The organism is Massilia sp. X63 (assembly GCF_041023745.1).
Taxonomy (GTDB): Bacteria; Pseudomonadota; Gammaproteobacteria; order Burkholderiales; family Burkholderiaceae_D; genus Telluria.
This window is the reverse complement of record NZ_JBFTEF010000001.1, coordinates 660,402-684,995: the sequence shown is the minus strand read 5'-3', so window position 1 is coordinate 684,995 and position 24,594 is coordinate 660,402. Positions and strand designations below refer to the sequence as shown.

Annotated in this window: 34 protein-coding genes; 33 read left to right on the top strand and 1 reads right to left on the bottom strand. The window is 61.7% G+C overall.

All coding sequences use genetic code 11. The features are described from left to right. Window positions 1-301: 301 nt before the first annotated feature. The 25 genes from AB3347_RS03195 (at window position 302) to AB3347_RS03075 (ending at window position 15,860) form a co-directional block, all read left to right on the top strand. Window positions 302-502 (top strand): hypothetical protein, encoded by a 201-nt coding sequence (locus AB3347_RS03195; protein WP_369090312.1) that lies wholly within the window; start codon window positions 302-304, stop codon window positions 500-502. Next, entirely contained in the window at window positions 499-1,143 is a 645-nt protein-coding gene (locus AB3347_RS03190) for a recombination protein NinG (RefSeq protein WP_369090311.1), read from the top strand. Before AB3347_RS03195 ends, AB3347_RS03190 begins: the two co-directional genes overlap by 4 nt. Further along, on the top strand, window positions 1,140-1,379 hold the full coding sequence (locus AB3347_RS03185) for a hypothetical protein (protein WP_369090310.1): 240 nt from the start codon (window positions 1,140-1,142) through the stop codon (window positions 1,377-1,379). The genes AB3347_RS03190 and AB3347_RS03185 overlap by 4 nt, the downstream gene beginning before the upstream one ends. Window positions 1,380-1,531: 152 nt before the next feature. Continuing rightward, on the top strand, window positions 1,532-2,077 hold the full coding sequence (locus AB3347_RS03180) for a hypothetical protein (RefSeq protein ID WP_369090309.1): 546 nt from the start codon (window positions 1,532-1,534) through the stop codon (window positions 2,075-2,077). A gap of 626 nt (window positions 2,078-2,703) precedes the next feature. Beyond that, window positions 2,704-2,934: a hypothetical protein gene (locus AB3347_RS03175; protein WP_369090308.1), complete on the top strand. Its 231-nt coding sequence runs from the start codon at window positions 2,704-2,706 to the stop codon at window positions 2,932-2,934. Beyond that, a complete protein-coding gene (locus AB3347_RS03170) occupies window positions 2,931-3,248 on the top strand; it encodes an HNH endonuclease (RefSeq protein ID WP_369090307.1) in 318 nt (105 codons plus the stop codon). Before AB3347_RS03175 ends, AB3347_RS03170 begins: the two co-directional genes overlap by 4 nt. A 121-nt stretch (window positions 3,249-3,369) precedes the next feature. Then, window positions 3,370-4,242 carry an HNH endonuclease gene (locus AB3347_RS03165; protein ID WP_369090306.1) on the top strand — a complete coding sequence of 291 codons (873 nt, stop codon included), beginning with the start codon at window positions 3,370-3,372 and terminating at the stop codon, window positions 4,240-4,242. A gap of 129 nt (window positions 4,243-4,371) precedes the next feature. Continuing rightward, complete coding sequence (locus AB3347_RS03160) at window positions 4,372-4,614, top strand: hypothetical protein (protein WP_369090305.1); 243 nt, start codon at window positions 4,372-4,374, stop codon at window positions 4,612-4,614. Window positions 4,615-4,620: 6 nt separating this feature from the next. Further along, on the top strand, window positions 4,621-6,288 hold the full coding sequence (locus tag AB3347_RS03155; protein WP_369090304.1) for a terminase large subunit: 1,668 nt from the start codon (window positions 4,621-4,623) through the stop codon (window positions 6,286-6,288). After that, the gene (locus tag AB3347_RS03150) at window positions 6,285-7,505 is read left to right on the top strand and encodes a phage portal protein (RefSeq protein WP_369090303.1); all 1,221 of its coding nucleotides are present in this window, start codon (window positions 6,285-6,287) and stop codon (window positions 7,503-7,505) included. The genes AB3347_RS03155 and AB3347_RS03150 overlap by 4 nt, the downstream gene beginning before the upstream one ends. Continuing rightward, window positions 7,477-8,262, top strand: a complete 786-nt coding sequence (locus tag AB3347_RS03145; RefSeq protein WP_369090302.1) for an HK97 family phage prohead protease — start codon at window positions 7,477-7,479, stop codon at window positions 8,260-8,262. The genes AB3347_RS03150 and AB3347_RS03145 overlap by 29 nt, the downstream gene beginning before the upstream one ends. 11 nt (window positions 8,263-8,273) lie before the next feature. Then, window positions 8,274-9,641 carry a phage major capsid protein gene (locus tag AB3347_RS03140; protein ID WP_369090301.1) on the top strand — a complete coding sequence of 456 codons (1,368 nt, stop codon included), beginning with the start codon at window positions 8,274-8,276 and terminating at the stop codon, window positions 9,639-9,641. A 47-nt stretch (window positions 9,642-9,688) separates the two neighbouring features. Next, window positions 9,689-9,871 carry a hypothetical protein gene (locus AB3347_RS03135; RefSeq protein WP_369090300.1) on the top strand — a complete coding sequence of 61 codons (183 nt, stop codon included), beginning with the start codon at window positions 9,689-9,691 and terminating at the stop codon, window positions 9,869-9,871. 93 nt (window positions 9,872-9,964) lie between these two features. Further along, complete coding sequence (locus AB3347_RS03130) at window positions 9,965-10,384, top strand: hypothetical protein (RefSeq protein ID WP_369090299.1); 420 nt, start codon at window positions 9,965-9,967, stop codon at window positions 10,382-10,384. Between the two features lie 2 nt (window positions 10,385-10,386). Continuing rightward, window positions 10,387-11,247 (top strand): hypothetical protein, encoded by an 861-nt coding sequence (locus AB3347_RS03125; RefSeq protein ID WP_369090298.1) that lies wholly within the window; start codon window positions 10,387-10,389, stop codon window positions 11,245-11,247. Further along, window positions 11,247-11,660, top strand: a complete 414-nt coding sequence (locus tag AB3347_RS03120; protein ID WP_369090297.1) for a hypothetical protein — start codon at window positions 11,247-11,249, stop codon at window positions 11,658-11,660. Before AB3347_RS03125 ends, AB3347_RS03120 begins: the two co-directional genes overlap by 1 nt. A 135-nt stretch (window positions 11,661-11,795) precedes the next feature. Next, window positions 11,796-12,476 carry a hypothetical protein gene (locus tag AB3347_RS03115; protein WP_369090296.1) on the top strand — a complete coding sequence of 227 codons (681 nt, stop codon included), beginning with the start codon at window positions 11,796-11,798 and terminating at the stop codon, window positions 12,474-12,476. Then, window positions 12,473-13,018 (top strand): hypothetical protein, encoded by a 546-nt coding sequence (locus AB3347_RS03110; RefSeq protein ID WP_369090295.1) that lies wholly within the window; start codon window positions 12,473-12,475, stop codon window positions 13,016-13,018. The genes AB3347_RS03115 and AB3347_RS03110 overlap by 4 nt, the downstream gene beginning before the upstream one ends. Then, window positions 13,015-13,317, top strand: coding sequence for a phage head closure protein (locus AB3347_RS03105; protein ID WP_369090294.1), 303 nt, complete (start codon window positions 13,015-13,017; stop codon window positions 13,315-13,317). The genes AB3347_RS03110 and AB3347_RS03105 overlap by 4 nt, the downstream gene beginning before the upstream one ends. Continuing rightward, window positions 13,314-13,826 carry an HK97 gp10 family phage protein gene (locus AB3347_RS03100; protein ID WP_369090293.1) on the top strand — a complete coding sequence of 171 codons (513 nt, stop codon included), beginning with the start codon at window positions 13,314-13,316 and terminating at the stop codon, window positions 13,824-13,826. Before AB3347_RS03105 ends, AB3347_RS03100 begins: the two co-directional genes overlap by 4 nt. Beyond that, complete coding sequence (locus tag AB3347_RS03095) at window positions 13,823-14,176, top strand: DUF3168 domain-containing protein (protein ID WP_369090292.1); 354 nt, start codon at window positions 13,823-13,825, stop codon at window positions 14,174-14,176. Before AB3347_RS03100 ends, AB3347_RS03095 begins: the two co-directional genes overlap by 4 nt. A gap of 89 nt (window positions 14,177-14,265) precedes the next feature. Further along, entirely contained in the window at window positions 14,266-14,898 is a 633-nt protein-coding gene (locus AB3347_RS03090) for a phage tail protein (RefSeq protein WP_369090291.1), read from the top strand. 85 nt (window positions 14,899-14,983) lie between these two features. Next, window positions 14,984-15,415 (top strand): phage tail assembly chaperone, encoded by a 432-nt coding sequence (locus AB3347_RS03085; RefSeq protein ID WP_369090290.1) that lies wholly within the window; start codon window positions 14,984-14,986, stop codon window positions 15,413-15,415. A gap of 53 nt (window positions 15,416-15,468) precedes the next feature. Continuing rightward, window positions 15,469-15,717, top strand: a complete 249-nt coding sequence (locus AB3347_RS03080; protein WP_369090289.1) for a DUF1799 domain-containing protein — start codon at window positions 15,469-15,471, stop codon at window positions 15,715-15,717. 14 nt (window positions 15,718-15,731) lie between these two features. After that, window positions 15,732-15,860: a hypothetical protein gene (locus AB3347_RS03075; RefSeq protein WP_369090288.1), complete on the top strand. Its 129-nt coding sequence runs from the start codon at window positions 15,732-15,734 to the stop codon at window positions 15,858-15,860. 23 nt (window positions 15,861-15,883) lie between these two features. Here the strand turns inward: AB3347_RS03075 and AB3347_RS03070 are convergent, their stop codons facing one another. After that, entirely contained in the window at window positions 15,884-16,123 is a 240-nt protein-coding gene (locus AB3347_RS03070; protein WP_369090287.1) for an Arc family DNA-binding protein, read from the bottom strand. Window positions 16,124-16,208: 85 nt separating this feature from the next. On the opposite strand from AB3347_RS03070, the gene AB3347_RS03065 reads away from it, so the two are divergent. The 8 genes from AB3347_RS03065 to AB3347_RS03030 all read left to right on the top strand — a co-directional run bounded on the left by AB3347_RS03065 (window position 16,209) and on the right by AB3347_RS03030 (window position 24,530). Further along, window positions 16,209-16,370 carry an Arc family DNA-binding protein gene (locus AB3347_RS03065; RefSeq protein WP_369090286.1) on the top strand — a complete coding sequence of 54 codons (162 nt, stop codon included), beginning with the start codon at window positions 16,209-16,211 and terminating at the stop codon, window positions 16,368-16,370. A gap of 54 nt (window positions 16,371-16,424) precedes the next feature. Then, the gene (locus AB3347_RS03060) at window positions 16,425-17,081 is read left to right on the top strand and encodes a Bro-N domain-containing protein (protein ID WP_369090285.1); all 657 of its coding nucleotides are present in this window, start codon (window positions 16,425-16,427) and stop codon (window positions 17,079-17,081) included. Beyond that, a complete protein-coding gene (locus AB3347_RS03055; protein ID WP_369090284.1) occupies window positions 17,078-17,581 on the top strand; it encodes an HNH endonuclease signature motif containing protein in 504 nt (167 codons plus the stop codon). Before AB3347_RS03060 ends, AB3347_RS03055 begins: the two co-directional genes overlap by 4 nt. Before the next feature lie 39 nt (window positions 17,582-17,620). Next, a complete protein-coding gene (locus tag AB3347_RS03050) occupies window positions 17,621-17,860 on the top strand; it encodes a superinfection immunity protein (RefSeq protein ID WP_369090283.1) in 240 nt (79 codons plus the stop codon). A gap of 64 nt (window positions 17,861-17,924) precedes the next feature. Then, window positions 17,925-22,505, top strand: coding sequence for a phage tail length tape measure family protein (locus tag AB3347_RS03045; RefSeq protein ID WP_369090282.1), 4,581 nt, complete (start codon window positions 17,925-17,927; stop codon window positions 22,503-22,505). Next, entirely contained in the window at window positions 22,502-23,413 is a 912-nt protein-coding gene (locus tag AB3347_RS03040; protein ID WP_369090281.1) for a hypothetical protein, read from the top strand. Before AB3347_RS03045 ends, AB3347_RS03040 begins: the two co-directional genes overlap by 4 nt. Beyond that, the gene (locus AB3347_RS03035) at window positions 23,413-24,087 is read left to right on the top strand and encodes a hypothetical protein (protein WP_369090280.1); all 675 of its coding nucleotides are present in this window, start codon (window positions 23,413-23,415) and stop codon (window positions 24,085-24,087) included. Before AB3347_RS03040 ends, AB3347_RS03035 begins: the two co-directional genes overlap by 1 nt. Next, window positions 24,084-24,530, top strand: a complete 447-nt coding sequence (locus tag AB3347_RS03030) for a hypothetical protein (RefSeq protein WP_369090279.1) — start codon at window positions 24,084-24,086, stop codon at window positions 24,528-24,530. The genes AB3347_RS03035 and AB3347_RS03030 overlap by 4 nt, the downstream gene beginning before the upstream one ends. Window positions 24,531-24,594: the final 64 nt, after the last annotated feature.

The window sequence follows — 24,594 nt, the reverse complement described above, 5'->3', positions numbered from 1 at the left end:
CAAGAACAAGGCGCAGAGGGGGCCTTGGCGAGGCCTGAGAGCACAGGCCAGACCGAACAGAGGGAAAGAGTTGGAAAGTTTGATCCGCATGGCGGGCACATTCACAGCGAGTGTTCCAGTCAGGCGGATCGGAGGGGCGGTCTGGGCGAGCCGCAGCAGGGTTGACCACCTGTGAAATCGTCACTTGCGATGCAAGTTTTTGCTGATTTTGCTCGGGGCCGCAGTACACCCCTTAGAACCACCACCAAAGCTTGAGGGGTCCAACCAACCCCTCTAAATGACAACTATGGCCGAGAGAAATATGAATCAGAAACCATTGCCGCCGAAGATTGAAGGACGTCTTGCCGAGCTCCGGAATATGGGCGAGTTCGACCAGGGCGACGTCTCGCACTGCCGGCGCACGTACTGGAGCGCCCGCGAAGACTGGCACAAGATCCTGATCGACTGCTACGACATGGCGAAACAACGCATCGCGGCGCCTGCTGAATTGGAGGCCGCATGACCCTCACCCGCTCTGCCCCCATCGCCCGCGCCAGCACCCTCAAGCCCGCGCGCACCCGCAAGTGCGCCGTCAAGGGCTGCCCTGCCCGCTTCCAGCCGCGCAGCATGACGCACAAAGCGTGCTCGCCGGCCTGCGCCGAAGTGGTCGCAGTCGCCGAGCGTAAGCGCCTGGCGGCAAAGCTCGCCGCTGCCGACCGCGCAGAGACCAGGGCCAAGCTGGCGAAGTTCAAGCGCCGCCCCGCATACGTCGCCGAGGCGCAAGAGGCCTTTAACGCCTACATCAGAGAGCGGGACCGCAACCTGCCCTGCATCTGCTGCGGCTCTTTCATCGCCGCCGGCGAGATGGCACTGCACGGCGGCGGCTGGGATGCCGGCCACTACATCAGCCGCGGTCACGCTTCGCACCTGCGCTTCGACGAGCGCAACGTGCACAAACAGCGCAAGGGCTGCAACAAGCCGGGCGGCACGACCCGAGCCAAGTACCGGGCCGGGCTGGTCGGGCGCTACGGTGAGCAGTACGTCGCCGATCTGGAGGCGCTCGAGTACGCGCCGCCGACCCGGGATCTCACGATCGAAGAGCTGGTGCGGATCAAGGAGACCTACCGCGTGAAGCTGCGCGAACTTAAAAGGGAGGCAGCGTGAAGGGCCATATCGTCATGCTGCTGCCGATCCCTGACGGGCCGAACGCCGTAGCCCTTGGCGCGTGGCTCGACACCAACATGCCGGAGCTCGCCGCCGAGCTGGATGGCACGCCCTACGCGAACAAGCGCGCCCGCCTGAACGCCCTCACCGGCGCCCAGGTGCGCAGCTGCGACACGATAGAAGACGGAAGCGCCCGGTTTCTCGCGGCGCTCCAAGATTTGACCGGCGAGGTATGACCGAACATCGTTCATCGGAGCATCACGCCGCGCCGCAGTTAACTCGCTCTATGGTGTTGCTCGGGTCAATAATATTTCCAGATTACAGTTTATTCTCGGCAAAAATTAGGCCATATATGGTACGCTGGGAGGGTCGTCTAACGGAGAAAGTCATGGGGTTCGCAGATCGCTACATCCACGCATTGAGCGCGTCGAACCTTCTGGACGACGCCCAGCATCAACAAGCCGAACCACTGATTGCCGCCGCCCTGGCCGACCTGACAGGCGGATCCGGCAGTGTGTTCGGTTCGATGCTCGCCCGCGCTAAGCTGGCCGGCGTGCCGCGCCAAGCATTCGAGAGCGGCACCCATGGCCTACCCGCCCTGCTCCGCGTCTGGACCGAGGAAGTTACCAAGAAGGGGCTTTCGCGTGGCTGGCTCAAGATCAAGCACGAATGGGATATCAAGGCGGCGCATGCGATGTACGCCAAGATCGCCCGCGTCAGCCTGGCTCATTGGCTGGGCGGCAGCTGTGAGGTCTGCAACGGGACGAAGATCAACGAGTCGCGCGCCTGCACTCACTGCCACGGCACTGGCCGCGAGCCGATTCAGGGCGGCGCCATCGAACGTGAGAAGGTGGCGGACATGGTGAGCGAGCTGGAGGGGATGTTCCAGTCGCATTCGGCGCGGGCCGGCGCGAAGATGAGGAAGGCAGCATGAGCGATATCGAGAAGATGCGGTCGTAAAGGCCGCTTCTGATTTCAAGGCAGCGACCGGCGCAAGCCCGAGCAGCATCAGCATCGACATGGTGCGACTCGACTGCGTCGGGCAGGCAATCGAGGAATATGTTGTCGGTGACGTGCGCGCCAATGTAAATTTGTAGAAACCCCGTTGCGCGCCCGGCCGAACGCCCGTAAACTGTAGTCTTCATCCCCTCGATCCACGTAATGCGCGCTCCGGCGCCACCGTCACCCGAGGCAGGCGAACACCCAGCACCCTTGCTGATTGTGCTCGCCCATACCAAGCCCGCGCCGAAAAGTTAGCGGGCTTTTTGTTTTGGTTTGCCCGAAGCGCAGCGCCCTGGCCCCGCTGCATAGTCCTTTCCTCGTCTGAGTGCGCCCTGTACACCCTGCCTTATGGGGAGCTTCTGACAGCCGGGAATAGCACCGGCACCAATTCTCGTGTCTCCTAAGTTCGGCCAGCGCCGAGCTTTCGCCGCCCCTGCCAATGCTCGGGCGGCTTTTCTATTTGAGGTGCCGCATGAGCGTCGAAGACGAACTCGCCTACCTGCGCTACACCGTCCAGCGCCTGCGCGATCAGGCCGCCTACGAGCAAGCGAGGAAAGCATGAGCACCGCCGCACTCGACTGCTACCGGCATCGCATCATCCACATCGTCACCGGCAACCGTCCTGCGATGGTCTTCAGCGTGACCGACAACACCGCCCTGCTGCGCATCTGCGAGCGCTTAGTTGAAGCCGAGCGCGCCGCCGAGATCCTGCTGCACAAGGGATACGGAAGGCCGGGCGCCGGGATGACGCTCGACGAGGTGGCGGCGCTGGTGCCGGAGAAGGCATGACGAAGCTCACCACCCTCAAGTCCCGCCTGTCGACCATCGGTGGCCGCCTGTCCGCCCTGCCCGTCGCCCGCCCTGGTGTCGTAGAGAGGAAGCGAGGCTCGGCCGGCGTGAAGGACCGCAACCGCATCCGCGCCCGGGACCATGGCCTGTGCCAGGAATGCAAGAGGCAGGGCAAGACCAGCCTCGGCGCCGCGGTCGACCACATCAAGCCGCTATGGGATGGTGGCGACGACAGTGACACGAACAAGGAGCTGCTGTGCCAGCCATGCCACGACGCTAAGAGCGCAAGGGAAGCCAAAGAAAGAGGCAGATGACATACTGTACACGCATACAGTAAACTAGAATGAGCGAAGCCGACGAGTGCGCTAACACTGGCCGGCTTCTAATCACATCAACCTGGTCGGAGGTCTCAATGACTGCTGCGAATTCTATCGCATGCGCTGCCCTTGCGTATGCAAATCAATCATCGGCGAGCCAACCATGGCGGGCGTAAGCGGCCGTAGCGGCGGTGCCCGCATCGGCTCCGGTGGCGCTCGCCCAGGCGCGGGTCGACCGAAGAAGCTGCGGGTCGAGCCTGCGCCGAAAGCGCCCTGCCTGTCGACCTGTAAGTGCGGCGCAGTCTTCGAGCAGACTGGCCGCGGACTTAAGAAGCAGTACTGCAGTGCGACTTGCCGAGCGTCAGCTAAGTACGACCGCCGAAGCCGTGTCGTCACGGGGAAGCGGAAGAGGCTACCTGTCTCGCCTACTGAGAAGATCTGCGCCCATACATCGTGCGGGAAGCAATTCGCAGCGCGCCACAAGTCAACGAAGTACTGTTCGCCCGACTGCTATCGGAAGGCTCAGCAAACACTTACCCGAGTCGCTGGCGAGCGTCGAAGCGGCAGAGATAGGAGCAACCGCGAATGCAAGCAATGTGGCAGCCGGTTCGAGCCGAGCTATGGCGACCCACGTCGCACCTACTGTTCTGCGAAGTGTCGAAAGCAAGCCTGCAGCCGCGGCGGTGGTGACACCCACAGAGAGCGAGCTAAGAAGTTCGGCGTGCGGTACGAGCCGGTCCACAAGGTATCGGTCTTCGTTGACTGTAGGTGGATATGCCAGCTCTGCGGTAAAGACACGCCGCGTGCGCTAATGGGCACGCATGACAAAGCAGCTCCGGAGTTGGATCACATCGTCCCGCTCGCCAAGGGTGGCGATCATGTCCGTGCGAACGTGCAACTGGCGTGCCGGGGCTGCAACCTGTCGAAGGGCGCGAAGACCGGCTGGAAACCACGCCAAGGGGCGGGGGCGGTCCAAAGTCCACACCCTTGAACGCTGGACACCCACTAGTCCCGCATGCACGAACAATTTTGTCCCTGAGAAAGAATTCAAATGGCAGGCCAGCCCGGAAGGAGCGGCGGCGCTCGTGCGGGCGCCGGCCGAAAGCCGAAGGAACCAGCGATGTTGCCGCTTTCGGTCCAGTATGACGACCCGCTAGTGTTCCTCAAGGCTGTCATGAACGACACCGGCACTGAAGCGAAGATGCGCGTCGACGCAGCCAAAGCGCTGCTTCCGTTCGTTCATCAAAAACTTGGCGAGGGCGGCAAGAAAGAGCAGAAGCAGGCCGACGCTAAAAAGGTCGCGAGCCGCTTCACCTCTGCCCCGCCGCCTAAACTCGTTGCCGCTGGAGGCAAGAAGGTGTAATCAAATATGGAATGGACCACAGCCTGTCTTGATTGGGAGCGCAGGCTGGTGGAGCGCGAGTCCATTATCCCGCCTCCGATCTATGCCGACCAGGCCGAGCACGCGGTTTCGATCTTCAAGGAGCTGCGCGTCGTCGACATTCCCGGCAAGCCGACATTTGGCGAGTGCTGCGAAGAGTGGGTATTCGACTTCGTCCGCGCGATCTTCGGTGGTTACGATGCCGAGACCGGCAAGCAGATGATCCGTGAATACGGCCTGTTGATCAGCAAGAAGAATACGAAGTCCACCCTGGCGGCCGGCATCATGGTCACCGCAGTCATCATCTGCTGGCGCGAAGAGGAGGAACACCTCATCTTGGCGCCGACTAAAGAGGTGGCTGACAATAGCTTTAAGCCTGCGGCGAGCATGATCCGCGCGGATGACGAGCTGCTTGCACTGTTCCACATTCAGGACCACCAGCGCACGATTACACACCGTGTTTCGCGCAACAGCCTCAAGGTTGTCGCAGCTGACACAGACACGGTTTCAGGAAAAAAGGCTGGCCGTGTGCTGGTCGACGAACTCTGGCTGTTCGGTAAGCGCGCCAACGCGCAAGCAATGTTCATGGAAGCGCTTGGCGGGCAGGTGTCGCGCGATGAGGGTTGGGTAATTTACCTGACGACCCAGAGTGACGACCCGCCCGCCGGAGTGTTCAAGGAAAAGCTGGACTACTGGCGAGACGTTCGCGACGGGAAGATTGAGGATCGCAAGACACTCGGCATTCTGTACGAGTTCCCCGAGGCGATGCTGAAGTCGAAAGCATACCTGCGACCCGAAAATTTCTACGTTACCAACCCGAATATGGGGCGTTCGGTCAGCGCCGAGTGGCTTGAAGACCAGCTACGCAAGAACCAGACGAAGACTGACGGCACCTTCCAGCAATTCCTCGCCAAGCACCTGAACGTCGAAATTGGCCTGAATCTGCGCTCCGACCGCTGGGCCGGCGCCGACTACTGGGAGCAGGCGCAGACCGTGCTGACGCTCGACGAGTTGCTGAACCGGTGCGAAGTGGCCGTTGTCGGCGCTGACGGCGGCGGTTTGGACGACTTGCTGGGCCAGGCGGTGGTCGGCCGCGAGCGCGAGACTGGACGCTGGCTGGCTTGGTTCCACGCCTGGGCTCACAAGATCGCCCTGGAGCGCCGAAAAGAGATCGCCCCTCGCCTGCTGGACTTCCAGAAAGAAGGCACGCTTACGATCGTTGACCGGCCCGGCCAGGACGTCCAGGAGTTCGCCGACGTCGTCTGCCGCGTGCGCGATGCCGGATTGCTGCCGGAGAAGCAAGGCATCGGCGTCGACGCCGCCGGTATCGGTGACATCGTCGACGAACTCTCGGCGCGCGGCTTCGATGTGCAGAACGACATCGTAGCGATCAGCCAAGGCTGGCGCCTGAACGGCGCGATCAAGACCACTGAGCGGAAGTTAGCCGGCGGTGAGCTGCTGGTGGCCAAGTCTGGCCTGATGCCCTGGAGCGTCGGTAACGCCCGGATCGTCCCGGCTGGTAACGCAATCTCGATCACGAAACAGGCTAGCGGGACGGCGAAGATCGACCCGCTCATGGCCTTGTTCGATGCTGTCTCGCTCATGGCGCTCAACCCTCTTGCCACTGCCGGCAGATCATTCTGGGATACCCCTTGAAACTACTCGACCGCATTCTTGGGCGCAAATCGGCCCAGCTTACCTACGACCAGGTAGCAAAACTGATCGATGGCGGCAGCGGCAGTACCGTGGCCCGGGTGCATGTCACCGCGAAAACCGCCCTGCAGGTCTCCACCGTGCTTGCCTGCGTTCGCGAGATCGCCAACGGCTGCGCGACGCCGGACCTGCATGTGCTGCGTGAGAAGCCAGATGGCACGCGCGAGAAGGCGACGAACATTCCTGAGTACCGGCTCCTAAGCCGACGTCCGAACGAGTGGCAAACATCATTCGAGTGGCGCCGGCAGATGACACTCCACGCGGCATTAACCGGTAAGGCGCTCTCGATTAAGGTCCGCGGCGACAACCGGCGTGTTCGAGAGTTGATCCCTGTCGAGCCTGGCCGCTGGGACGTCCGGAAGGTATCGCGCTACGAATTGCGTTACCGATGCTGGGACGAGTTCGGCATGATCGGAGAGTTCGCCCCGGAGGATGTTTTTGTGCTCAACGGCCTCCAGTGGGACTGGTCGGGCAGCATGGATGTGCTCAAGCTGGCCGCGGCTTCGATTGGCCTATCGATCGCTACTGAGCGCAGCCAGGCCGCGATGCATGAAAACAGCCTGCGTCCGAGCGGCCTGTACTCGATCAACAAGGTGCTGAGCGACGAGCAGCACACCAGACTCACTGCATGGATCAAGCGATTCGGCGGTTCAGCACGCGCAGGCGAACCGCTAGTGCTGGACAACTCGGCAACTTGGACCCCGACCGCGCAAACCGGCGTCGACGCGCAGCACGTTGAAACCCGGCGCTTGCAGATTGAGGAGGTCTGCCGGGCGTACGGCGTCTTCCCCGCCATCATCGGCCACGCTGACAAGGCATCAACCCACGCGAGTGCTGAATCGTTCTTCGACGCACACCTCCGGCAAACGCTTAAGCCGTGGCACAAAGCCTGGCGCGACCGACTGGACGAAACAATGCTTGACGGCGCCGGGCCGCTCTATGTGCAGTTCGACACTCGCTATATGGTCGCCGGGTCCATGAAGGACCGCGCTCAGTGGGCACGAACCATGGCCGAGATGGGCATCTATACCCGCAACGAAATCCGGGATGAGGAAGGTAAAGACCCGCTCCCAGGTCTCGACGAACCGCTCACCCCTCTAAATATGACGCAGGGCAGCAAGGAACAAGACGATGAAGACACTGAGCCAGACGCCAAATAAGCGCGACCGCAAGGATATGCCCGCACCGGCGCCACATCGCCAGCAATCGCCGATCGCAGCCGCCTCCAAGCCATCGCTGGAGCGAAAAAGCGCCGGCACCGGTGGCCGTGAGGTGCGCTCCTATGTCCTGCAGATTAAGGCGGTTGGCGACGACGGCACGGTCGAGGGCTACGGCTCGGTGTTCGGCGTGCGCGACAACTACGACGACGTCATCGCACCAGGTGCATACCTGGCGTCGCTCGCCGCGCACAAGTCGGCCGGCACTATGCCGGCCATGCTGTGGCAACACGATGCTACGGCGCCGATCGGCGTCTGGCTCGAGATGGTCGAGGACGCTAAAGGCCTGCGTATCAAGGGCAAGCTGGCGTTAGACACCGTCAAGGGAGCGGAAGCGTATGCGCTGCTCAAGATGGGCGCGCTCAACGGGCTGTCGATTGGCTTCGTCTCCAAGCAGTGGACGTACGACCGCGAAACGGACGTCCGCACGCTGACTGAGGTCGACCTGTGGGAAGTTTCCCTAGTCACGTTTCCAGCAAACGACAAGGCGCGCATCACTGGCGTCAAGGCGGCCGACGTCGCCGGCATCAAAACCATTCGTCAAGCCGAACAGGCCCTGCGGGATGCGGGCTTCTCGGCGGACACGGCCAAAGCGTTCCTCGCCGAGGTCAAACGCATCGCCTTGGATGAGCGGGACGCTCATGGGGCAGCTGCGGCACTGAAGGCGGCCAACCGGCTGCTCGACACCCTCACCTCATGAAAGACAACCACATGACCAAGAAAATGATCGTGATCGGCGCCGCAACCGCGATGGCCGCCCACTTCGCAGCCTTCCAGGCGAAAGCCGCGCTGCTCCCGTACGAAAAGCGCGAAGACCCAACCATCAAGTCGGTCGCCGAGTCGATCGACAAGATCGCCACCGCTTTCGAAGAGTACAAAAAGACCAATGATCAGCGCATTGAAGCAATCAAGGCTGGCAACTCCACAGCCGACTTCGATGCCAAGCTGGCCAAGATGGACCAGCACATCGAATCGCTGAACGAAGCAAAGTCCCGCCTCGAAAAGGTCGAGACTAAGCTGGCCCGCCCGGGCGCCGGAGGCGGCGAACAGAAGGACGGTCAGTCGAAAGAGGCGGTCGAGTACCGCGAAGCTTTCATGAGCTGGATGCGCGCACCTGGCGATCATGAGCGTCAGCAGAAAGCCGCGCAAGCCCAGAAGGCACTGGAAGCGAAGGCCACCCAGACCGTTACTTCGACCGGCTCCGCTGGCGGCTTCGCTCTGCCGGAAGAAATCGAGCGCACTATCGCGCGCCTCGGCGTTGAGGCTTCGCCGATGCGTCAGCTGGCCACTGTCCGAACCGTTGGCAGCCCGGACTACACCGAACTGTTCGACATCGGCGGCGCCGGCTTCGAATGGGTGGGCGAGACCGACACTCGCAACCAAACCAACACCCCGAACCTGGTCGAGGTGAAGCCGACCTTCGGCATGGCCTCCGCTAAGCCACAAGCGTCGGAGGAGTCGCTGGACGACCTGTTCTTCAACGTCGAAGATTGGCTGATCAGCTCCGCCTCCGAATCCATGTACGCCGGCGAAGGCGCCGCCTTTTTCCTGGGCGATGGCATCAAGAAGCCGACCGGCATGCTCGGCGGCCCGGCGCCGGTAGCTACCGCTGACGGCGGCCGCGCATTCGGCACCCTGCAGTACATCGCTTCGGGCCAAGCAGCAGCCATGCCGACCAGCGCGGACGTGTTCTACGACTTGATCTACTCGCTGCGCGCTCGCTACCGCGCCAATGCTCGCTGGGTGACCAACAAGCTGATTCTGGCAGCGATGCGCAAATATAAGGACACCCAGGGCCAGTACCTGTGGCAGCCGTCGCTGGTCGCTGGACAGCCCGATCTGTTCATGGGCTACGGCGTGACCGAGGCGGAGGACATGCCGGGCCTGGCCGCCAACGCTTTCCCTGTTGCCTTCGGCGACTTCAAAGAAGGCTACCTGATCTGCGACCGAGTCGGCATGCGCATGACCCGCGACGAGATCACCACGCCAGGGATGGTCAAGTTCTACATTCGCAAGCGTGTTGGCGGCAAGCTGCGCAACACTCAGGCGATCAAGCTGCTGAAAATCGCGACGGCGTAACCCAAGAGCGGGCCACTTCGGTGGTCCGCCTCGTTTTAGGAGCGGTAATGAAGCTGATAGTACAGTCGCCCTTTAGCTGGGCGCACCGCGGAGTCGAGATCGAGAACTTCGCGCAAGGCCAAGAGATCGAGACTGAAGATCACGACCTGATCGATGTAGCTAAGAACGAAGGCTGGGTTGCGGAACCTGGCGCCCAGGCGCCGGCGAAGCCCGTCCGCACCAAGAAATAACCGATCCGGCCGCCGTCGCCTACGCCGAATCGCTGAAGTAATCCCCTGCCGCTGGCTCTGCTGGCGGCTTCACAGAACATCGAAAGGCAGCACATGCCCACACTGCAAAAATTCGAAGATTTCGCCGAGCAGGTGCTGCGCGGTAAGCACGACTTTGGCACGCACGTGCTCAAGGTCGCGTTGACCAACACGGCGCCGGCCGCGACGAATACTGTCCTGGCAAACATCACCCAAGTTGCAGCGACCGGCGGCTATGTCGCCGGCGGCTATGTGCTGGATTCGGTCGTGCTGGCCGAGGTCGGTGGCATCGCAAAGGTCACGATTGCCGACGAGGTAGTCACCGCCGCCGGCGGTTCGATCGGCCCCTTCCGCTATGCCGTCGTATACAACGACACCGCGACTGGCAAGCCTCTCGTGGGCTACGTCGACCGCGGCGACAGCATCACGCTGCTCGAAGGCGAGAGCGTTACCGTGGACTTCGACGCCGCCGGCGGCGTCCTGACGCTGAGCTGATCATGCTCGCCAACTGGACCCAAGCGACGACCAACACGGCGGGCACTGGGGCGATCACGCTGTCGTCCGTAACCGGCTTCCCTGCCTTGGGCGACTGGTTCACCGACGGCGACCTGGTCGCCTACAGCATCGTTAGCAGCTCGGATCAGCCGATCGAATCCGGAATCGGCGCTTTTACGGCATCGGGCTCGGTGCTGTCGCGCACCCTGGTGCAGGCGACCTTCGTTGGCGGCTCGTTGACGAAAGCTGGCGGCGCTGTGTCAGCGGCCACCCTAAGCGGAACGAACAAGGTGTACATCTCCCCGCTGACCGGGACATTTTCCCCTGGGCGGCGCGCGACAATGCAGTTCGGCGCCGCCGCTCAATTGATAGCCGCCTTCCCCGAAGGCTACGCGAACGTATCGGGCGGCAGCGTTGTCGCCAACCGAATCTACCTGTCTGAGTACAAACACGACAGCCCGCGTCAGATCAAGGGGTTTCGGGTATTTTGCGGATCCGCGAGCGGCAACATCAACTTCGCGATCTACCGCGTAAACGCGGACGGCTCGGTCGGTAAGCTGCTGGCCACAACCGGCAGCAAGCCGGTTGTGGCGGGCCTGCAGCCGTACGCACTGACGTCTCCCATCTGGCTACCACCCGATCGCTACTATGTCGCCGCCATCGTCGACAACGGGTCGGCCTCGTTCCGCCTGGCTTTCGGGTACGCGGTGACTGCCTTTGGTCCGGACGCGGCGGGAAATTCTCTCGGGTTCATGACAGCGTCGCCAGGGGCGTTCACGCTCCCTTCGCCCACGTGGTCCGGGGGCCTATCGGCGGTTGATGGCGGCAACGCTGGGCCCGCTGTCTTTATGGAGCTCCTCTGATGGGTAAAGAACGTTTTGCCGGCTCGCTGGTCAACCCGGAGTTTTCACTGGATGACGCCAAATCATACAAGTGCGAGCTGGTCGAGCGGCATGCCAAGACTCTGCGTGACCGGCTGACTTCGAATCTATCGAAAGGCGAGTTGTCGAGCTGGCCAATCAAGCGCGAGGAAGCCCGGCAGTGGGAGATGCTACGTGAGCAAGGCGAGTGTGCGATCCTGCGCGCCGAGGCATTTGAACGCGGCATCTCGATGGATGAGATGGTAGCGAAGGTGAAGGGTAACGCCGCGCTGTTCGGAAATCTTGAGGCAGGAATTGCCGGGGTCAGTGGGCGTCACCGCGATGCTATCCGCGCGCTGCCCGACTTCGATGCCGTCGCCGACTACGATTTCTCTGCCGGCTGGCCGGAGGTCTAAATGATGCTCGGGCTATCGCCACTGGGTGCGCGTCCGCTTGGTCTCGCAAAAGTCGCGAGTGCAGCAGGCGCTCCCTACTCGCTCACCGTCACAGCAGCGTTCCTAGTGATGGGTGGCGGCCAAGTTGAGATGCGAGTGTCGCGTCGACTCGCGGCACAGCCGACTGCGCTTTCGCTCGCGAACGGCTCTGCTGCACTAATCGCCGCGCGTGCACTTCCAGTGCAGCCGGCATCGTTCCAGGCAACCGGTCGCGACGTCGGACTCAGGGCGGCACGCCGCATCGTAGTAGCGCGAGCTGATCTGTCGGCCACCGGCAGCGCCGTCGCAATGCGAGTTTCGCGGCGGATGACGGTCGCGCCGGTAGAAATGACGATCACCGGCGGATCGATCCAGTTCGAATACATGCCGTCGCCGCCGGCTGGCAGCTACGAAATGCCGGTTTCCCCGGCTGCGCTCGCGTTCACCGGCGGAAATGTCGGAATGCGCGTGACCAGGCGCGTTTCGGTGGCGCCGGCCGCGCTCGCGATGTCTGCTGGCGACGTTCGGCTGCTTGCTGGGCGTCGCATGGCGGTCGCCGGTGGGGCGCTGCAGCTGGCCGCTGGACCTGCGTTGCTGCGCGCCGCCCGGCTGCTGCAAGTCAGCCCGTCCCAGATGGCCGCCGCCGGAGGAGCCGTGACGCTGCGCTACAGCCAGCAGATCGAATACGCGCGGGCGCCGGCCGGCCCCGGCTACGCACCACAGCGCGTCGAAGTGCAAGCCAGGCCGGCGCAGATCGGCGGCTACCGCCCTGCTTCAATTCAAAGGAACAACCGATGACAACGAAACTGGTATCGCCGCCGGTCGGCCTGCCGGTGCCGCTTGCTGCCGCGATCAGCAAGGCGCGCGCCGACGGGGCCGACATGGAGGCCGAAGTCGAGCTCGAGGTGCGCGGCATTGCCGGCGAAGTAGAGCACCTCCTGCAGCGAGCACTGATTGACCAAACCAGGCGCGTCACAATGGATGCCTTCCCTGGCGCGATCAAGATGTCTGGCGCGCCGCTGATTGCGGTCGAGCACGTGAAGTTCTACGACCCGGCGGGCGTGCTGCAAACGCTCGATCCGCAAGACTACCTCGTAGACAGCGTGAGCGAGCCGGGCTACATCGTGCCGGCACCGGGCCGGGAATGGCCACCCACCGCCGATCGCGTGAACGCCGTCGAGGTGCAATACCGCTGCGGCTACGGCGCTGATCATACCGCGGTGCCGGCGGCGATTCAGAGCTATATCCTCGGGCGGCTGGAGTTGCTGCACTTGCCGGCCGGCAGCAAGAGCGGCGAATACCTAAGTGGGCTGCTCGACAGATACAGGATCTACGAATGAACGACAAGATCACGATTCAGCGCCCGCCGACCACGAAGAATGCCGCCGGCCAGATCGTAGGCGAATGGTCCGACGTGGCTGCCGTGTGGGCTGACGTTCGCCATCAATCCGGCGCCGAGGTGCTGCGGAACGGCCTCCCGGTGTCGACCGTCCGCGCTTCGATCATGATCCGAGCCCGCGCAGACGTAGATAACAGCATGCGCGTCGCCTACAAGGGTGCGCTCTACAACATCAAGTCGGTGCTGCCGAACGATCGGGACCGCCGCTTTATGTTCCTGGTCTGCGAGTCGGCCAAATGATCCGGATCGACATGAGCGAACTGACGGAGGTCGTCGAAAGAACGGTGCGCGAGATCCGCGAGTCGGTCAATGAGCCCGCTCTACGCAAGGTTGGCTTCGCCGGCGCCGAGGTCTTTCGCGACGAGGCTAAACGCAACGCCATGGCGCACATCCAGACCGGAACCATCTACCGCAACATCATCGTCAAGCGCCTGGAGGAACAATCTGACGGGGGCAACCGCCAGGCGTACCTGGTCACCGTGCGCAAGGGCGACTATGGCGGTGGTGATGCCTTCTACTGGCGCTTCGTCGAACACGGGCACAAGTTCGTGCCGCGCAATACCAGGGTCAGCGCCCGAACAGGACGAAAGATCGGATGGGCTGCACACCGTCGGGCCGCCGAGCTCGAGTACGGCACCGCCAGCGCGCCGGCCTACCCATTCATGCGGCCGGCCTACGAAAGCAAGAAAGGCGCGGCGACCAGTGCGATGACCCGCGCCCTGTCTGAAATCCTCGCGAGGAACACGTGACACCTGAAGCCCTCATCTATGACGCATTGAAGCACCTCGCCGGCGGCCGTGTTCTGCCCGACTTCGCGCCAGAAGGCCCCGACGCGCCCTTCATCGTCTACCAGGTCGTGGGCGGCGAGCCGATCAACTACCTGACCGGCGAGCAGCCTGACAAGCAGCGGGTGCGCATGCAAGTAAGCGTGTGGGCCGGCGAGGATCGCATCGAGGCGTCCGAGCTTGGCGCCGAGGTCGAAGCAGCCATCCGCGCCGCGACCGCCCTGCAGCCCGAGGTCGCAAGCGGCCGCATCGCCACCTACGACGAAGAGACGCGCAGCCGCGGCACTCGCCAAGACTTCTACCTGCTCTGCTGATTTACCGATTTCCATCTAAGCCGCCCCGAGCAGTCCGGGCGGCTTTTTCTTTGCCCGGCTCCCGGGCTTTTAACTTCGAAAGGCCCTAAATGCAACTGCCAAACAACATCGCGTTCGCCGTAGCGACCGTATTCGCTACGGCCGTCAGCGTCACCGCCGCCACCAACGCGGCTGAGACTGTTCTGACGGCCACCAATAGCTACACTGTTGGCGACTTCCTTGAGTTCACCAGCGGCTGGAGCAAGGCCAATGGTCGCGTGTTCCGCGCGAAGGCCGTTACCGGCACCACCGTCACCCTCGAGGGCCTGGACACTACTGACGTCAACCTGTTCCCGGCCGGCGCCGGCATCGGCACGCTGCGCAAGGTCACGACCTGGGTGCCGATCACTGGTGTGAACCAGGCCGACATCAGCGGCGGCGATGGCAAGACCGTCGAGGTGCAGACCCTCGACAGCGACATGCCGATCATGCTGCCGGACGGCTTCAGCGCAACCAGTGTCACCCTGACGATCATCGACGAGCCAACCAAGGCGCACCATGCCGCCCTCAAGGCAATCTCGGACGGCGTGAAGCTGACCTGCCTGAAGGGCGTCCTGCCGAACGGCGGCACCCTGCTCTACGCTGGCTACTGCTCGTTCAACGAGTCGCCGAGCATGGGCAAGGGCAATGTGATGGCGGTCAAAGCGACCTTCTCGCTGCAGAACAAAGTCGTCCGCTACTAATCCGTTTTGCCAGCCGGTCGGTGCCGGCTTTCCGCCGCGAGGTCGCCCCTCGCGGTCTTTTTCTCCTTCCTGAAAGAACAAAATCATGGCAAAAGCACAAAAGATCACCCTCGGCAAGCGTCCGGAAACCTTCTCGAAGGAAGTCACCTTCCCGATGCTGGACGGCTCGACCGGCTGCGTCCGGATCGACTACGTGTATCGCACCCGCAAAGAGCACGCCGCCTTCGTGGACAGTATCCAGGCCTCCGTCGAGGCGAAGGCCAATGCAGAATCGGAGCGCTACAAGAAGCTGGCCGAGGCCGGTGAGGAAGTCCCGCAGCTCAAGCAGTCTGATCTGGTCGAGTATCAGACCGCGGCGAGCGTCGATACGCTGATGGGTGCGGTGAAGGGTTGGAATCTCGATATCCCATTCGACCGCGAGGCCGTCGAGCAGCTGGTGGATGAGCTGCCGGCCGCTGTCGCTGCAATCGTCGGCGCCTACCGCGAAGCTATCGTCGAAGGTCGCCTGGGAAACTGAAAGCCCTGGCGGAGGCGCTATACACCTCCGCCCCCACCGCCGAGGAATTGGCGGTGGCTGGCCTGACAGAAGATGACCTTGGCGGCGGCGCCGAAATCTGGCCTGAGAACTTGAGAAGCTATGAGCTTTTTAACGCCCTGGCAACACAGTGGCGCATTGGTATGGGCGGCCAGGCAGGGCTCGACTACAACGTGGTGCCCGTCGTATTGCGCCTGCAGGGCGTGCCGCGCGCGGAGTGGCCGGAGTTATTCGCCGATGTGCGGGTGATGGAAGCCGCCGCGCTACAGGCGATGCGCGAATAGATTATGGAGATTCAATGAATCAGGAAGACACAACAATCGTCTGGCGCCGCTTGGCCATTGCTACATATATCGCTGCTGCAGGAATCGGGGTCGGTGCAGGCTGTCTTGGTCTGGCGGCATTGGCGAAAGTGCTGATGAGCTAAGGGTCTTCCATTTCGGATGACCCTTACTGAGCCTTTTTGATTTCGGCCAGAACGCCGTGGAGCATGTTCTCGAACTCGTCGATAAGGATCATCGTTTGACGCGGCTCAAAGCTCTGCTCCAGGCGCGCGACTATCTCGGCATTTAGAGAGCGGCCAGCTTCCTGTGCTGCCGCCTCTAATCGCTCCTTTAGCTCAGGCTGCATACGAAGGCCGAACGGCGTGATGTGCGCAGTTGGTGGGCGAGTTGTTTTTGGTTTCGTCATGGCTTCACAGTGTAGTTAAAAAGTGCTTGACTCGATAGCTACACCATGTAACCATAGCTACATCATGTAGCCATAAGGAGCAAAAGTGAGCACCGCAATTAAACCATTCGGCCTTCGCCTCCCGCCCGATCTGAAGCAGTGGCTGAGCGGCAAGGCGCAGGCAAATCGCCGCAGTATGAACAGCGAGTTGATTCAGATGCTTGAGCGGAGTCGGACCCAAGACCAGCAGGCAGCACAACAAAAATAAACCCCGATCGAGCTTGGCGGCAGGGATCGGGGTTTCTTCCAGAGAGGAATTGAAATGAATGCTACAGCAGGCACTACCAAGATGCAACATGCGCTGACCTTCGGCGCGCATGAAGTCAAAACGATTACTAGCGGTGGGCAGCTCTGGATGAGTGCTCGCGAAGTTGGCCAGGCCTTGGAGTATGCGAACCCTGATGCGGCCGTCTCAAAGCTCTATGGTGCTCACTCGGACGAGTTCACGCCGACGATGACCAAGATAATTAAGGTGATGACCGCCGGAGGCATGCAGGCTGTTCGCTTCTTCAGTCTGCGTGGTGCGCACCTGATTGCAATGTTCGCCCGCACTCCGGTAGCGAAAGCTTTCCGCGTCTGGGTGCTCGACATCCTCGATCGCGAAGTTGAATCGCTGCGCGTTTTGGCTGCGCAAGCAGGTCAACTTGATGAGGCGACCCGAGTGAATGTTGAGGGGCTGTGCAACCATATGGCTTTCCTGCATAGCTGGTGGAGGCGAGTCTACCCTGGCTTGAGGCAAATTAACGAGCCCCTGGCCGCTAAGGCCCACGATCGCTTCGGGGACGGCTCTATCTTCGCCAGCGTGCTAGTAAAAAAGCTAGGTCTTAAATCTTGGAAGGAGTACGCTGATGGGTACCCTTGGGACGGCACTTGGTCGGATGTCGAAGACTATCGCCGCCGGATGGGGAAGATTACATGACTCTGCCAACACTAGAGCGCGTTAAAGAGCTGCTGGAATATGATTTTAAATCGGGCCTGTTCAAGTGGAAAAAGGTGACGTCGAATCGAGCGGTTCTTGGGGCAGAGGCCGGCTGGTTTCATCAAGCCTCCGGCTACCGCATCATCAGTATTGACGGCGAGAAGATCCGATCCCACCGGCTAGCATGGTTCTACATGACGGGCGCTTGGCCGCCCGATCAGATTGACCACATCAACGGTGTTCGTGACGATAACCGCTGGTGCAATCTGCGGCCGGCCACCGATGCGCAGAATGCTCAGAACAAACGACACGCGAAGAGTGACAATCACTCTAGCGGGCTGCTGGGCGTTTCTCGCAATGACAAGCGCTTTAGGCCATGGAGAGCCCATCTCACGCTGAGCGGTAAGTACTACCATTTGGGGAATTATGAAACCAAAGAAGAAGCGCACGAAGCGTACTTGAAAGCCAAGAGAAAAATGCACCCAAACTGCACAATCTGACTGGTGTATTATTGCCTCATAACATTTTATGGGGCGGTCATGGGAGACTTTTTCAAGTTCATCGTGCTGGTGGCACTCGTTGTAGTGCTGGTGTGGCTTTATTTCTGGCCGACTTTTCGCGCAAGGAAGGTCAAGCATCCAGCACTCAACTCTATCTTTATCGTGAATTTGCTGCTGGGGTGGCTTTTCATCCCTTGGGTGATAACGCTGGCGTGGGCGTTCCGTCACTCGCCTACCGCTGATACCTTAAGGCCGCCTGTAGAGGGCGGTAGCGCATAGACACGTCAAGTAACACTCAATATCACAAGGCTCGCTTCGGCGGGCCTTTTTCATTGGAGCGCGCATGGCAGAAACGACCAACACCGCCGAGATTCTGATCGTGGCCGACGCTTCCGGCGTCGAGGCTGGCCTCCGCCAGGCGACGAACGCGGCCGAGCGTACCGAACGCCAGATCACCACTGGCGCAAACAACTCGGCACGCTCGCAGGGCAGCCTGATTTCCGCGATCCAGCGCACGACTGCTCAGATGGAATCGGGGGGGCGCGCAGGCTCTCGCTACTTCGAGATCCTGGCGCAACAGCGAGGCGTCAATCCGCAGGCGCTGGAGCCGTACCTGCGGCAGCTGCGCGCGGTCGAACAGGCGCAGCAGCGTGCCGGACAGTCGGCCGCACAGACCAGCAACGCCATGCGGCAATTGCCGGCGCAGATGACCGACGTGCTCACCAGCCTGCAAGGTGGATCGTCGCCACTGACTGTGCTGATGCAGCAAGGCGGGCAAATTGCCGATTCATTTGGCGGCGTCGGCGCCGCCATCAGAAACGTGGGGTCGCACCTTCTCGGCCTGCTTAACCCCATCACTCTTACTACGGCTGCCGTCGCCGGCCTGACCTATGCCTTCTACGCTGGCAGCAAGGAGGCGCGCGAGTACAACCTCGCGATCGCCACCACCGGCAATGCTGCCGGCACGTCTGCCGCCCTGATGGCTGAGGCTGCAGCGCAAACTGCCGAGTTCGTCGGCTCGCAGAGCAACGCGGCCAAGGTGCTGGCTTCCATGGTTGCCACCGGCCAAATCTCCGGCGCCGTAATGGTCGACCTGAGCGTGGCCGCCATCAAGGCTCAGCGCGACCTGGGGCGCGAGGTGAGCGTCACCATTGAAGAATACAATGCTCTTGGCAGGGATCCGGTCAAGGGGCTTGCTGACCTGATCGGGAAGTATCACCACCTAAGCGGCGCGACCTACGCCCAAGTCAAGGCACTTCAGGACGAGGGCCGAACTGTCGAAGCGGTCACGCTGGCGCAGAAAGAGCACGCGAAAGGGATCACCAGCCAGACCGCACGGGTAGTAGAGAACCTGGGCTACATCGAGTCCGCATGGAAGGGCATCAAGAACGGTGTGCTCGAGGCAGCCGGCGCGACTAAGGACTGGTTCCTCAGCATGGGGCGAGACACTACCCTTGCTGACCTGACTGCCAGCGCTGCCAAGATCCAGAAGAATATCGACGATGCCAACGCGCGCAAGGACACTTGGGGTGCACGGAAGCAGCAGGCCCTACTCGACGTCCTGAACGGCGAGATTGCGGCGATGCAGAAGAAGCTTGGTCTATCGCAGCAGGAGGCCGAGTCTGAAGCGCGCCGGGCGCGTGCTGACCAGCTTCGCATTGAGATCACGAACGGCCTCGACACCCTGCTCAGCCGCGAGCAACTCCGCGCCCGCGACATCGCTGCAGCGCGCACCAAAGCTACTGAAGCTGGCCTTTCGCAAGTCGAAACCGAGCGACTTCTCGCCGTCGTTCGCAAGAAGTACGCCGACGTCGACGAGGCTGCACAGAAGAAGCGCGAGGCCGCAGCGAAGACGGCCGCCGAAGCCCTCAAGAAGGAGGCTGGCCTGCTAGCAGAGCTCGCGGGCCTGACTCCCGGTTTTGCCGAGGACTGGGAGCGCTTGAGTAAGGCCTATGGCAAAGGCGCCCTCTCGCTTGACCAGTTGACGAAAGCGCAAGCGGACCTGCTCGCCAAACAGCCTGGCATCAAGAAGGCGAGCGACGACCAGATCAAGGCTCAAGCTGAATCCGACAAGCTGTATGAGCAAGGCATCAAGACCGCCGAGCAGTACCGCGACTCACTGCTGGAGCAAATCACCGCTCAGCAGCAAAGCAACGAGGTGATTGGTCTGTCCACGCAGGCTGCTGCGGATCTGGTCGTCCGTCGCCTGCAGGATGCAGCAGCGCTGAAGGAGCAAACCGCGGCCTCACTGGATGCCGTAGAGCCAGGCAGCCGCGTGGCGGAGCTATACCGCGCGCAGGCTGCCGCCCTGCGTGAACTCGCCTCTGCAAAGGACGAGGGCGCCCGCAAGCAAATTGCCGCCGATTCGGCCAGGCAAGCCGCTGAGGACTGGAAAAGAGCGGCCGAGGACATCAACCGCTCACTGACCGACGCCCTCCTCCGCGGCTTCGAGTCCGGCAAGTCGTTCGGCAAGAACCTAGTCGACACGCTGAAGAACATGTTCAGCACGCTCGTATTGCGTCCGGTGATTCAAGGTGTCATGGCCCCGGTTACCGGTGCGCTGCTTGGCTCTGCCCCAGGTGCTGCGCAGGCTTCTGGCGGCGGCGTTGGCGGTGCGATGGGTGCGGCATCGAGCCTCGGCGGGATCGCCGGCTTGTTCGGCGCCGGCGGGCTGGCTGGCTCGGTTATGGCCGGCGCTGGATGGCTGACTGGCGCAACCACGCTTGGAGGGTCGTTGGCTGCTGCCGGTTCGCTGGCTGCCACTGGCACGCTCGGCGGCATCGCATCGAGCCTTGGTATGGCTGTCGGCGCCTTGGGCCCGATCGCCCTTGGCATCGGTGCTGCAGTAGCGATCTGGAAGAAGCTCGACACCTCCGGCACGTACCACACTGGCGGGGCTGCATCTGCTTCGGCGTCCGGGGCAAGCGTGATTCGTGCTGAATCGCTGAACTTCCAGGCGACGCGCACGAGTAGCGAGACGGAGAAGCTAGTTACTCAGCTGGCATCCGGCATGGTCGGCATCCTCGACTCCACGGCGCTTGCGTTTGGCAAGACTGCGGGTTACACGGCAGCCACCGCCTTTGCCGACGACACATCGAAAGATGGCGCATGGGGCTCGCTGGTGATCTCCAAGATGGGAGAGAAGTTGGTCGACTGGCAGGATACTCGCACCTCCAAGTGGGCTCCAAAGGAGTTTGCGGACGGCGCGAAGGGGCAGCAGCAATACCTTGAGGCACTGACGAAGTCGGTGCGCCAGGCGCTTGATGGTATCGGCCTGCCAGCGTGGGCGACGAAGATGCTCGACTCGCTTGGCAAGGAGGCTGGGCTTGATGAGATGGCGAAGGTTGTTGAGAGCATCAACGCCACGCAATCGGCCCTGAAGACCATGGGCGCCCATCTTGTCGGCTTCTCATCCTTGAGCGATGGTGCGGTAACCGCACTCATCAATGCGTCTGGAGGTATTCAGAACTTGGCCGGAGCAACCTCCGCCTATTACGAAAACTTCTACAGCGATAGCGAGAAGACTGCGGCCGCAACGAAGCAAGTGGCGGACGCTTTCAAGGCAGCTGGCCTGCAGATGCCAGCAACCAAGGACGAGTTCAGGAAGCTTGTGGAAGCGCAGATGGCCTTGGGCGAGAAAGGCGCCGGAGCCGTAACTGCTTTGCTTGGGGTGAGTGCCGCTTTCGCGCAGCTCTCCGATGCCGTAACAGAGGAGCGGAAAGGCCTGCAGGGGCAGCTCGACCAGTTGACCTTAACGCCCGAGCAGCTGCGCAATAAAGAGCGCGGCAAACTTGACGAGAGCAACCGTCTTCTGTTCGATCAGATAAGTTTCATGACGGAACGAAAGGGCCTGCAGGATCAGTTGGATAAGCTGACCTTGTCATCGTCCGAACTGCTCCAACGTCAGCGTGATGCCCTGCATTCCAGTAACCGAGCACTGCTAGATCAAGTCACGGTTCTCGCTGAGCGCAAGAACCTTCAAGACCAACTTGATGAGGTCACTTTGTCTGCGGCGGAACTGCAGGCGAAGCAACGCGAAGCTATCCAGGGAAGCAATCGGGCGCTGTTTGATCAAATCAACATTCTCAGCGAGCGCAAGGACCTGCAAGAAAAGCTCGACCAGGTGACACTGACTTCCGCGCAGTTGCTCGAGAGGCAGCGTAACGCGCTAGACGAGAGTAACCGCGGTCTGTTCGATCAGATCACGGTCATGACGGAGCGGAAGGGACTTCAAGAGCAGCTGGACGACCTCACGCTGACATCAGGGCAGCTGCTAAAAAAACAGCGCGATGCTCTCGACGAAAGCAACCGCGCTCTGTTCGACCAAGTCCAGGCGGTTAAAGCGCAGAAAGAGTTTGTTAGCTCGTTCGGCGGCGCGATCATGGATTCGATCGGCCGAGCCGAGCAAGCAGCGAAAGCCCTGCGCGACTTCAACGACTCCCTGCTGCTTGGCAACCTGTCGGCGCTCGACCCGGATGCGAAGTACCGCGCAGCCAAGTCGCAGTTCGAAGCCGCCGGCGTCAACGACACCCAGGCGATGCAGGCTTTCCTGCAGGCGTCGAAGGACCGTGGCGCCGACTCGTTCTACTACGAGCGTGACTTTGCTGCGGTCCAGGCGAAGCTGGCCCAGGGCATCAAGCAGGCGGATGCATACCCGGCGGCGCTGGCTGCGATGTATCGGGACATGTCGAGCTGGCTGTCGCCTTCTCTGCCGGTGTTCACGGCGCCGACCGCGCCGGTGGTTCAGGTTGGCAGCATGTCGAAGTCGTCGGCGCAGCAGTCGTCGGAAACCTTGGACCTGAAAGTTGAGATGGCAGAAATGCGCAAAACCAACGAAAGAATGGCTAGCAGTATGGATAAGCTGACGACCATGTTTGACCAAGTGTCGAATGGCGGCGCCGGCCTGGTACTGGAGGGTCCATGACACCAGTCAGCTTCATTTCCCCTCTGACCATCACGGCCAGCATGATCACCAGCAGCACCGCAGTGAGCAAGCTGGCCGGCGAAGCGGACTGGAATGCCACGGCGACCTACTCGGTCGGCACGGTGGTCTACCGACCTGTGATCGGCCGGCGCTTCGAGAACAAAATCCCCGGGGTGAACAGCAACCCTCCCGAGGATGACTCGGAGCGCTGGTATGACCTGGGCGCTACCAGCTCCCTGTCGATGTTCGATAGCGAGGTCAGCACGCAGTCGATGTGCGCCGGTACGCTAACGACCACGTTCCGGCCTGGGGCGTTCAATGCAATGCATCTCGCCGGCCTTGAAGGTAGCGCGCTCGCGATAACGATCAAGGACACCCCCGGCGGGTCGCCGGTGTACAGCTACAGCGGATCGCTCGAGGGTTCTCAGCCCGAGGACTACTACGAGTACTACTTCTCGCCGTTCAGGCCCAAGACCGACTTTCTGGTCACCGACCTGGCACCGTACGCTAGCTGCGAGGTGACGATTTCGATCTCCAATCCGAGTGGTGTGGCCCGGTGCGGCATGGCATCCCTTGGTGACCTCGTTTCGCTCGGCGGCCCGGCGCTCAGCGGCGTGACCGTCGAGCCGAAGTCCTATGCCCGGATCGTCACCGACGAACGCGGCAAGACCAGCATCAAGAAGGGCAAGGCCGCCCGAGACATGGCGATCACGGCTTGGGTTCCCATCGAAGACACCGACGCCGTAGTCGACGCGCTTACCAACGTGATGGGCGTGCCATGTACGTGGATCGGTACCGATATGGCCAACTACCGATCCCTCCGAACCTTCGGCCTAGGTAACGGTAAGTTCACCTACGACAAAGTCAACTACGCAACCCTCAACCTCACCGTGCAAGGAATGATCTGATGCCGACTACCCCACCAACCATTAGCGCAGCCCCGGCCGCGCCGCAGCGGAACGTCAAGGCGACCTTTTCGGATCGCGTCGACGCCTTCGTGACCTGGCTGGTCACGGCCGTATCGCAATTCGCAGCCGTAGCCAACAACGTCTACAACAACGCAGTCGAGACCTACAACAGTGCGGTCACGGCCAGCACCGCTGCCACCACCGCTACCGACGCTGCAGCCGCAGCAGTCGCCACCGCCAACGCCACCCTGTGGGTCAGCGGCCAGACTGTCGCGCAGGATGCTAACAAGATCAGTCCGCTGACCCGCTTGACCTATCGCCGCAAGACGGCAGCTGGTTCTGGAACAACTGACCCTTCTCTTGATCCGACAAATTATGTACCACTGTCTTCGGCGCTCGTTCAGATGTTTACTTCGGCTGACCAGACTTTCACAGCGAACGGCAGTCTGACGATAGCTCACGGGCTTGGCGTGGTGCCAAAGATAGTTCTGTTTTTTGCTCGCGACACTGTAACCGGGCGCGTTTACTCGGTTCCGTGTGTCGTCTATTACGGCGAAGGTACTGCCTTTCGAGGAGCGACCGTCACCGCTGACGCTGCCAACATTTACATCGTGTTCTCGTCAAATCCTCCGAACATTGCCAATGGCGTCTACTTTGTGAGGGCCTTCGTATGACCCAATATTTCGTAGATGAACAAGGCCGCTACCTGGGTGGCTTCGACGGTGCAGAGCCTCCAGAGGGTGCGATCGAAGTACCGCATCCCCCGGCGGACGCGCGCATGGTGTGGGATGGTGAGCAGTTCGGCGCAGCGCCGGCGCCGGAAGCGCAGATCGTCGCCGGATACATGGCCGAGGTCCAGCGGCACATGGATGCCAAGGCGGTCAGCTATGGCTACGACAACCTGCTTTCGGTGATCACCTACGCCGAAGCGCCCGAGGTGGAGCGCTACCAGGTCGAGGGCCAAGCCTTCCGGGCCTGGCGCTCGCTTTGCTGGGCCAAGTGCGAACAGGTGCTGGCCGAGTTCAAGGCTGGCGAGCGCGCCGAGCCCTCCTACGCTGAACTGATTGCCGAGATGCCGGAACTGGGCCTTGGCGCCCCGGCGCACTTCGCTGCCTGACCTCCTCAGCCGCACCCACCCAGCCCGCTTCGGCGGGCTTTTTTACGCCCATACGAAAGGCACG

Coding starts and splice junctions, on each gene's coding strand:
- AB3347_RS03195 (WP_369090312.1), top strand. CDS start 302: ATGAATCAGAAACCATTGCCGCCGAAGATTGAAGGACGTCTTGCCGAG.
- AB3347_RS03190 (WP_369090311.1), top strand. CDS start 499: ATGACCCTCACCCGCTCTGCCCCCATCGCCCGCGCCAGCACCCTCAAG.
- AB3347_RS03180 (WP_369090309.1), top strand. CDS start 1,532: ATGGGGTTCGCAGATCGCTACATCCACGCATTGAGCGCGTCGAACCTT.
- AB3347_RS03175 (WP_369090308.1), top strand. CDS start 2,704: ATGAGCACCGCCGCACTCGACTGCTACCGGCATCGCATCATCCACATC.
- AB3347_RS03170 (WP_369090307.1), top strand. CDS start 2,931: ATGACGAAGCTCACCACCCTCAAGTCCCGCCTGTCGACCATCGGTGGC.
- AB3347_RS03165 (WP_369090306.1), top strand. CDS start 3,370: ATGCGCTGCCCTTGCGTATGCAAATCAATCATCGGCGAGCCAACCATG.
- AB3347_RS03160 (WP_369090305.1), top strand. CDS start 4,372: ATGTTGCCGCTTTCGGTCCAGTATGACGACCCGCTAGTGTTCCTCAAG.
- AB3347_RS03155 (WP_369090304.1), top strand. CDS start 4,621: ATGGAATGGACCACAGCCTGTCTTGATTGGGAGCGCAGGCTGGTGGAG.
- AB3347_RS03145 (WP_369090302.1), top strand. CDS start 7,477: ATGAAGACACTGAGCCAGACGCCAAATAAGCGCGACCGCAAGGATATG.
- AB3347_RS03140 (WP_369090301.1), top strand. CDS start 8,274: ATGACCAAGAAAATGATCGTGATCGGCGCCGCAACCGCGATGGCCGCC.
- AB3347_RS03135 (WP_369090300.1), top strand. CDS start 9,689: ATGAAGCTGATAGTACAGTCGCCCTTTAGCTGGGCGCACCGCGGAGTC.
- AB3347_RS03130 (WP_369090299.1), top strand. CDS start 9,965: ATGCCCACACTGCAAAAATTCGAAGATTTCGCCGAGCAGGTGCTGCGC.
- AB3347_RS03125 (WP_369090298.1), top strand. CDS start 10,387: ATGCTCGCCAACTGGACCCAAGCGACGACCAACACGGCGGGCACTGGG.
- AB3347_RS03120 (WP_369090297.1), top strand. CDS start 11,247: ATGGGTAAAGAACGTTTTGCCGGCTCGCTGGTCAACCCGGAGTTTTCA.
- AB3347_RS03110 (WP_369090295.1), top strand. CDS start 12,473: ATGACAACGAAACTGGTATCGCCGCCGGTCGGCCTGCCGGTGCCGCTT.
- AB3347_RS03105 (WP_369090294.1), top strand. CDS start 13,015: ATGAACGACAAGATCACGATTCAGCGCCCGCCGACCACGAAGAATGCC.
- AB3347_RS03100 (WP_369090293.1), top strand. CDS start 13,314: ATGATCCGGATCGACATGAGCGAACTGACGGAGGTCGTCGAAAGAACG.
- AB3347_RS03090 (WP_369090291.1), top strand. CDS start 14,266: ATGCAACTGCCAAACAACATCGCGTTCGCCGTAGCGACCGTATTCGCT.
- AB3347_RS03085 (WP_369090290.1), top strand. CDS start 14,984: ATGGCAAAAGCACAAAAGATCACCCTCGGCAAGCGTCCGGAAACCTTC.
- AB3347_RS03075 (WP_369090288.1), top strand. CDS start 15,732: ATGAATCAGGAAGACACAACAATCGTCTGGCGCCGCTTGGCCATTGCT.
- AB3347_RS03070 (WP_369090287.1), bottom strand. CDS start 16,123: ATGACGAAACCAAAAACAACTCGCCCACCAACTGCGCACATCACGCCG.
- AB3347_RS03060 (WP_369090285.1), top strand. CDS start 16,425: ATGAATGCTACAGCAGGCACTACCAAGATGCAACATGCGCTGACCTTC.
- AB3347_RS03055 (WP_369090284.1), top strand. CDS start 17,078: ATGACTCTGCCAACACTAGAGCGCGTTAAAGAGCTGCTGGAATATGAT.
- AB3347_RS03050 (WP_369090283.1), top strand. CDS start 17,621: ATGGGAGACTTTTTCAAGTTCATCGTGCTGGTGGCACTCGTTGTAGTG.
- AB3347_RS03045 (WP_369090282.1), top strand. CDS start 17,925: ATGGCAGAAACGACCAACACCGCCGAGATTCTGATCGTGGCCGACGCT.
- AB3347_RS03040 (WP_369090281.1), top strand. CDS start 22,502: ATGACACCAGTCAGCTTCATTTCCCCTCTGACCATCACGGCCAGCATG.
- AB3347_RS03035 (WP_369090280.1), top strand. CDS start 23,413: ATGCCGACTACCCCACCAACCATTAGCGCAGCCCCGGCCGCGCCGCAG.
- AB3347_RS03030 (WP_369090279.1), top strand. CDS start 24,084: ATGACCCAATATTTCGTAGATGAACAAGGCCGCTACCTGGGTGGCTTC.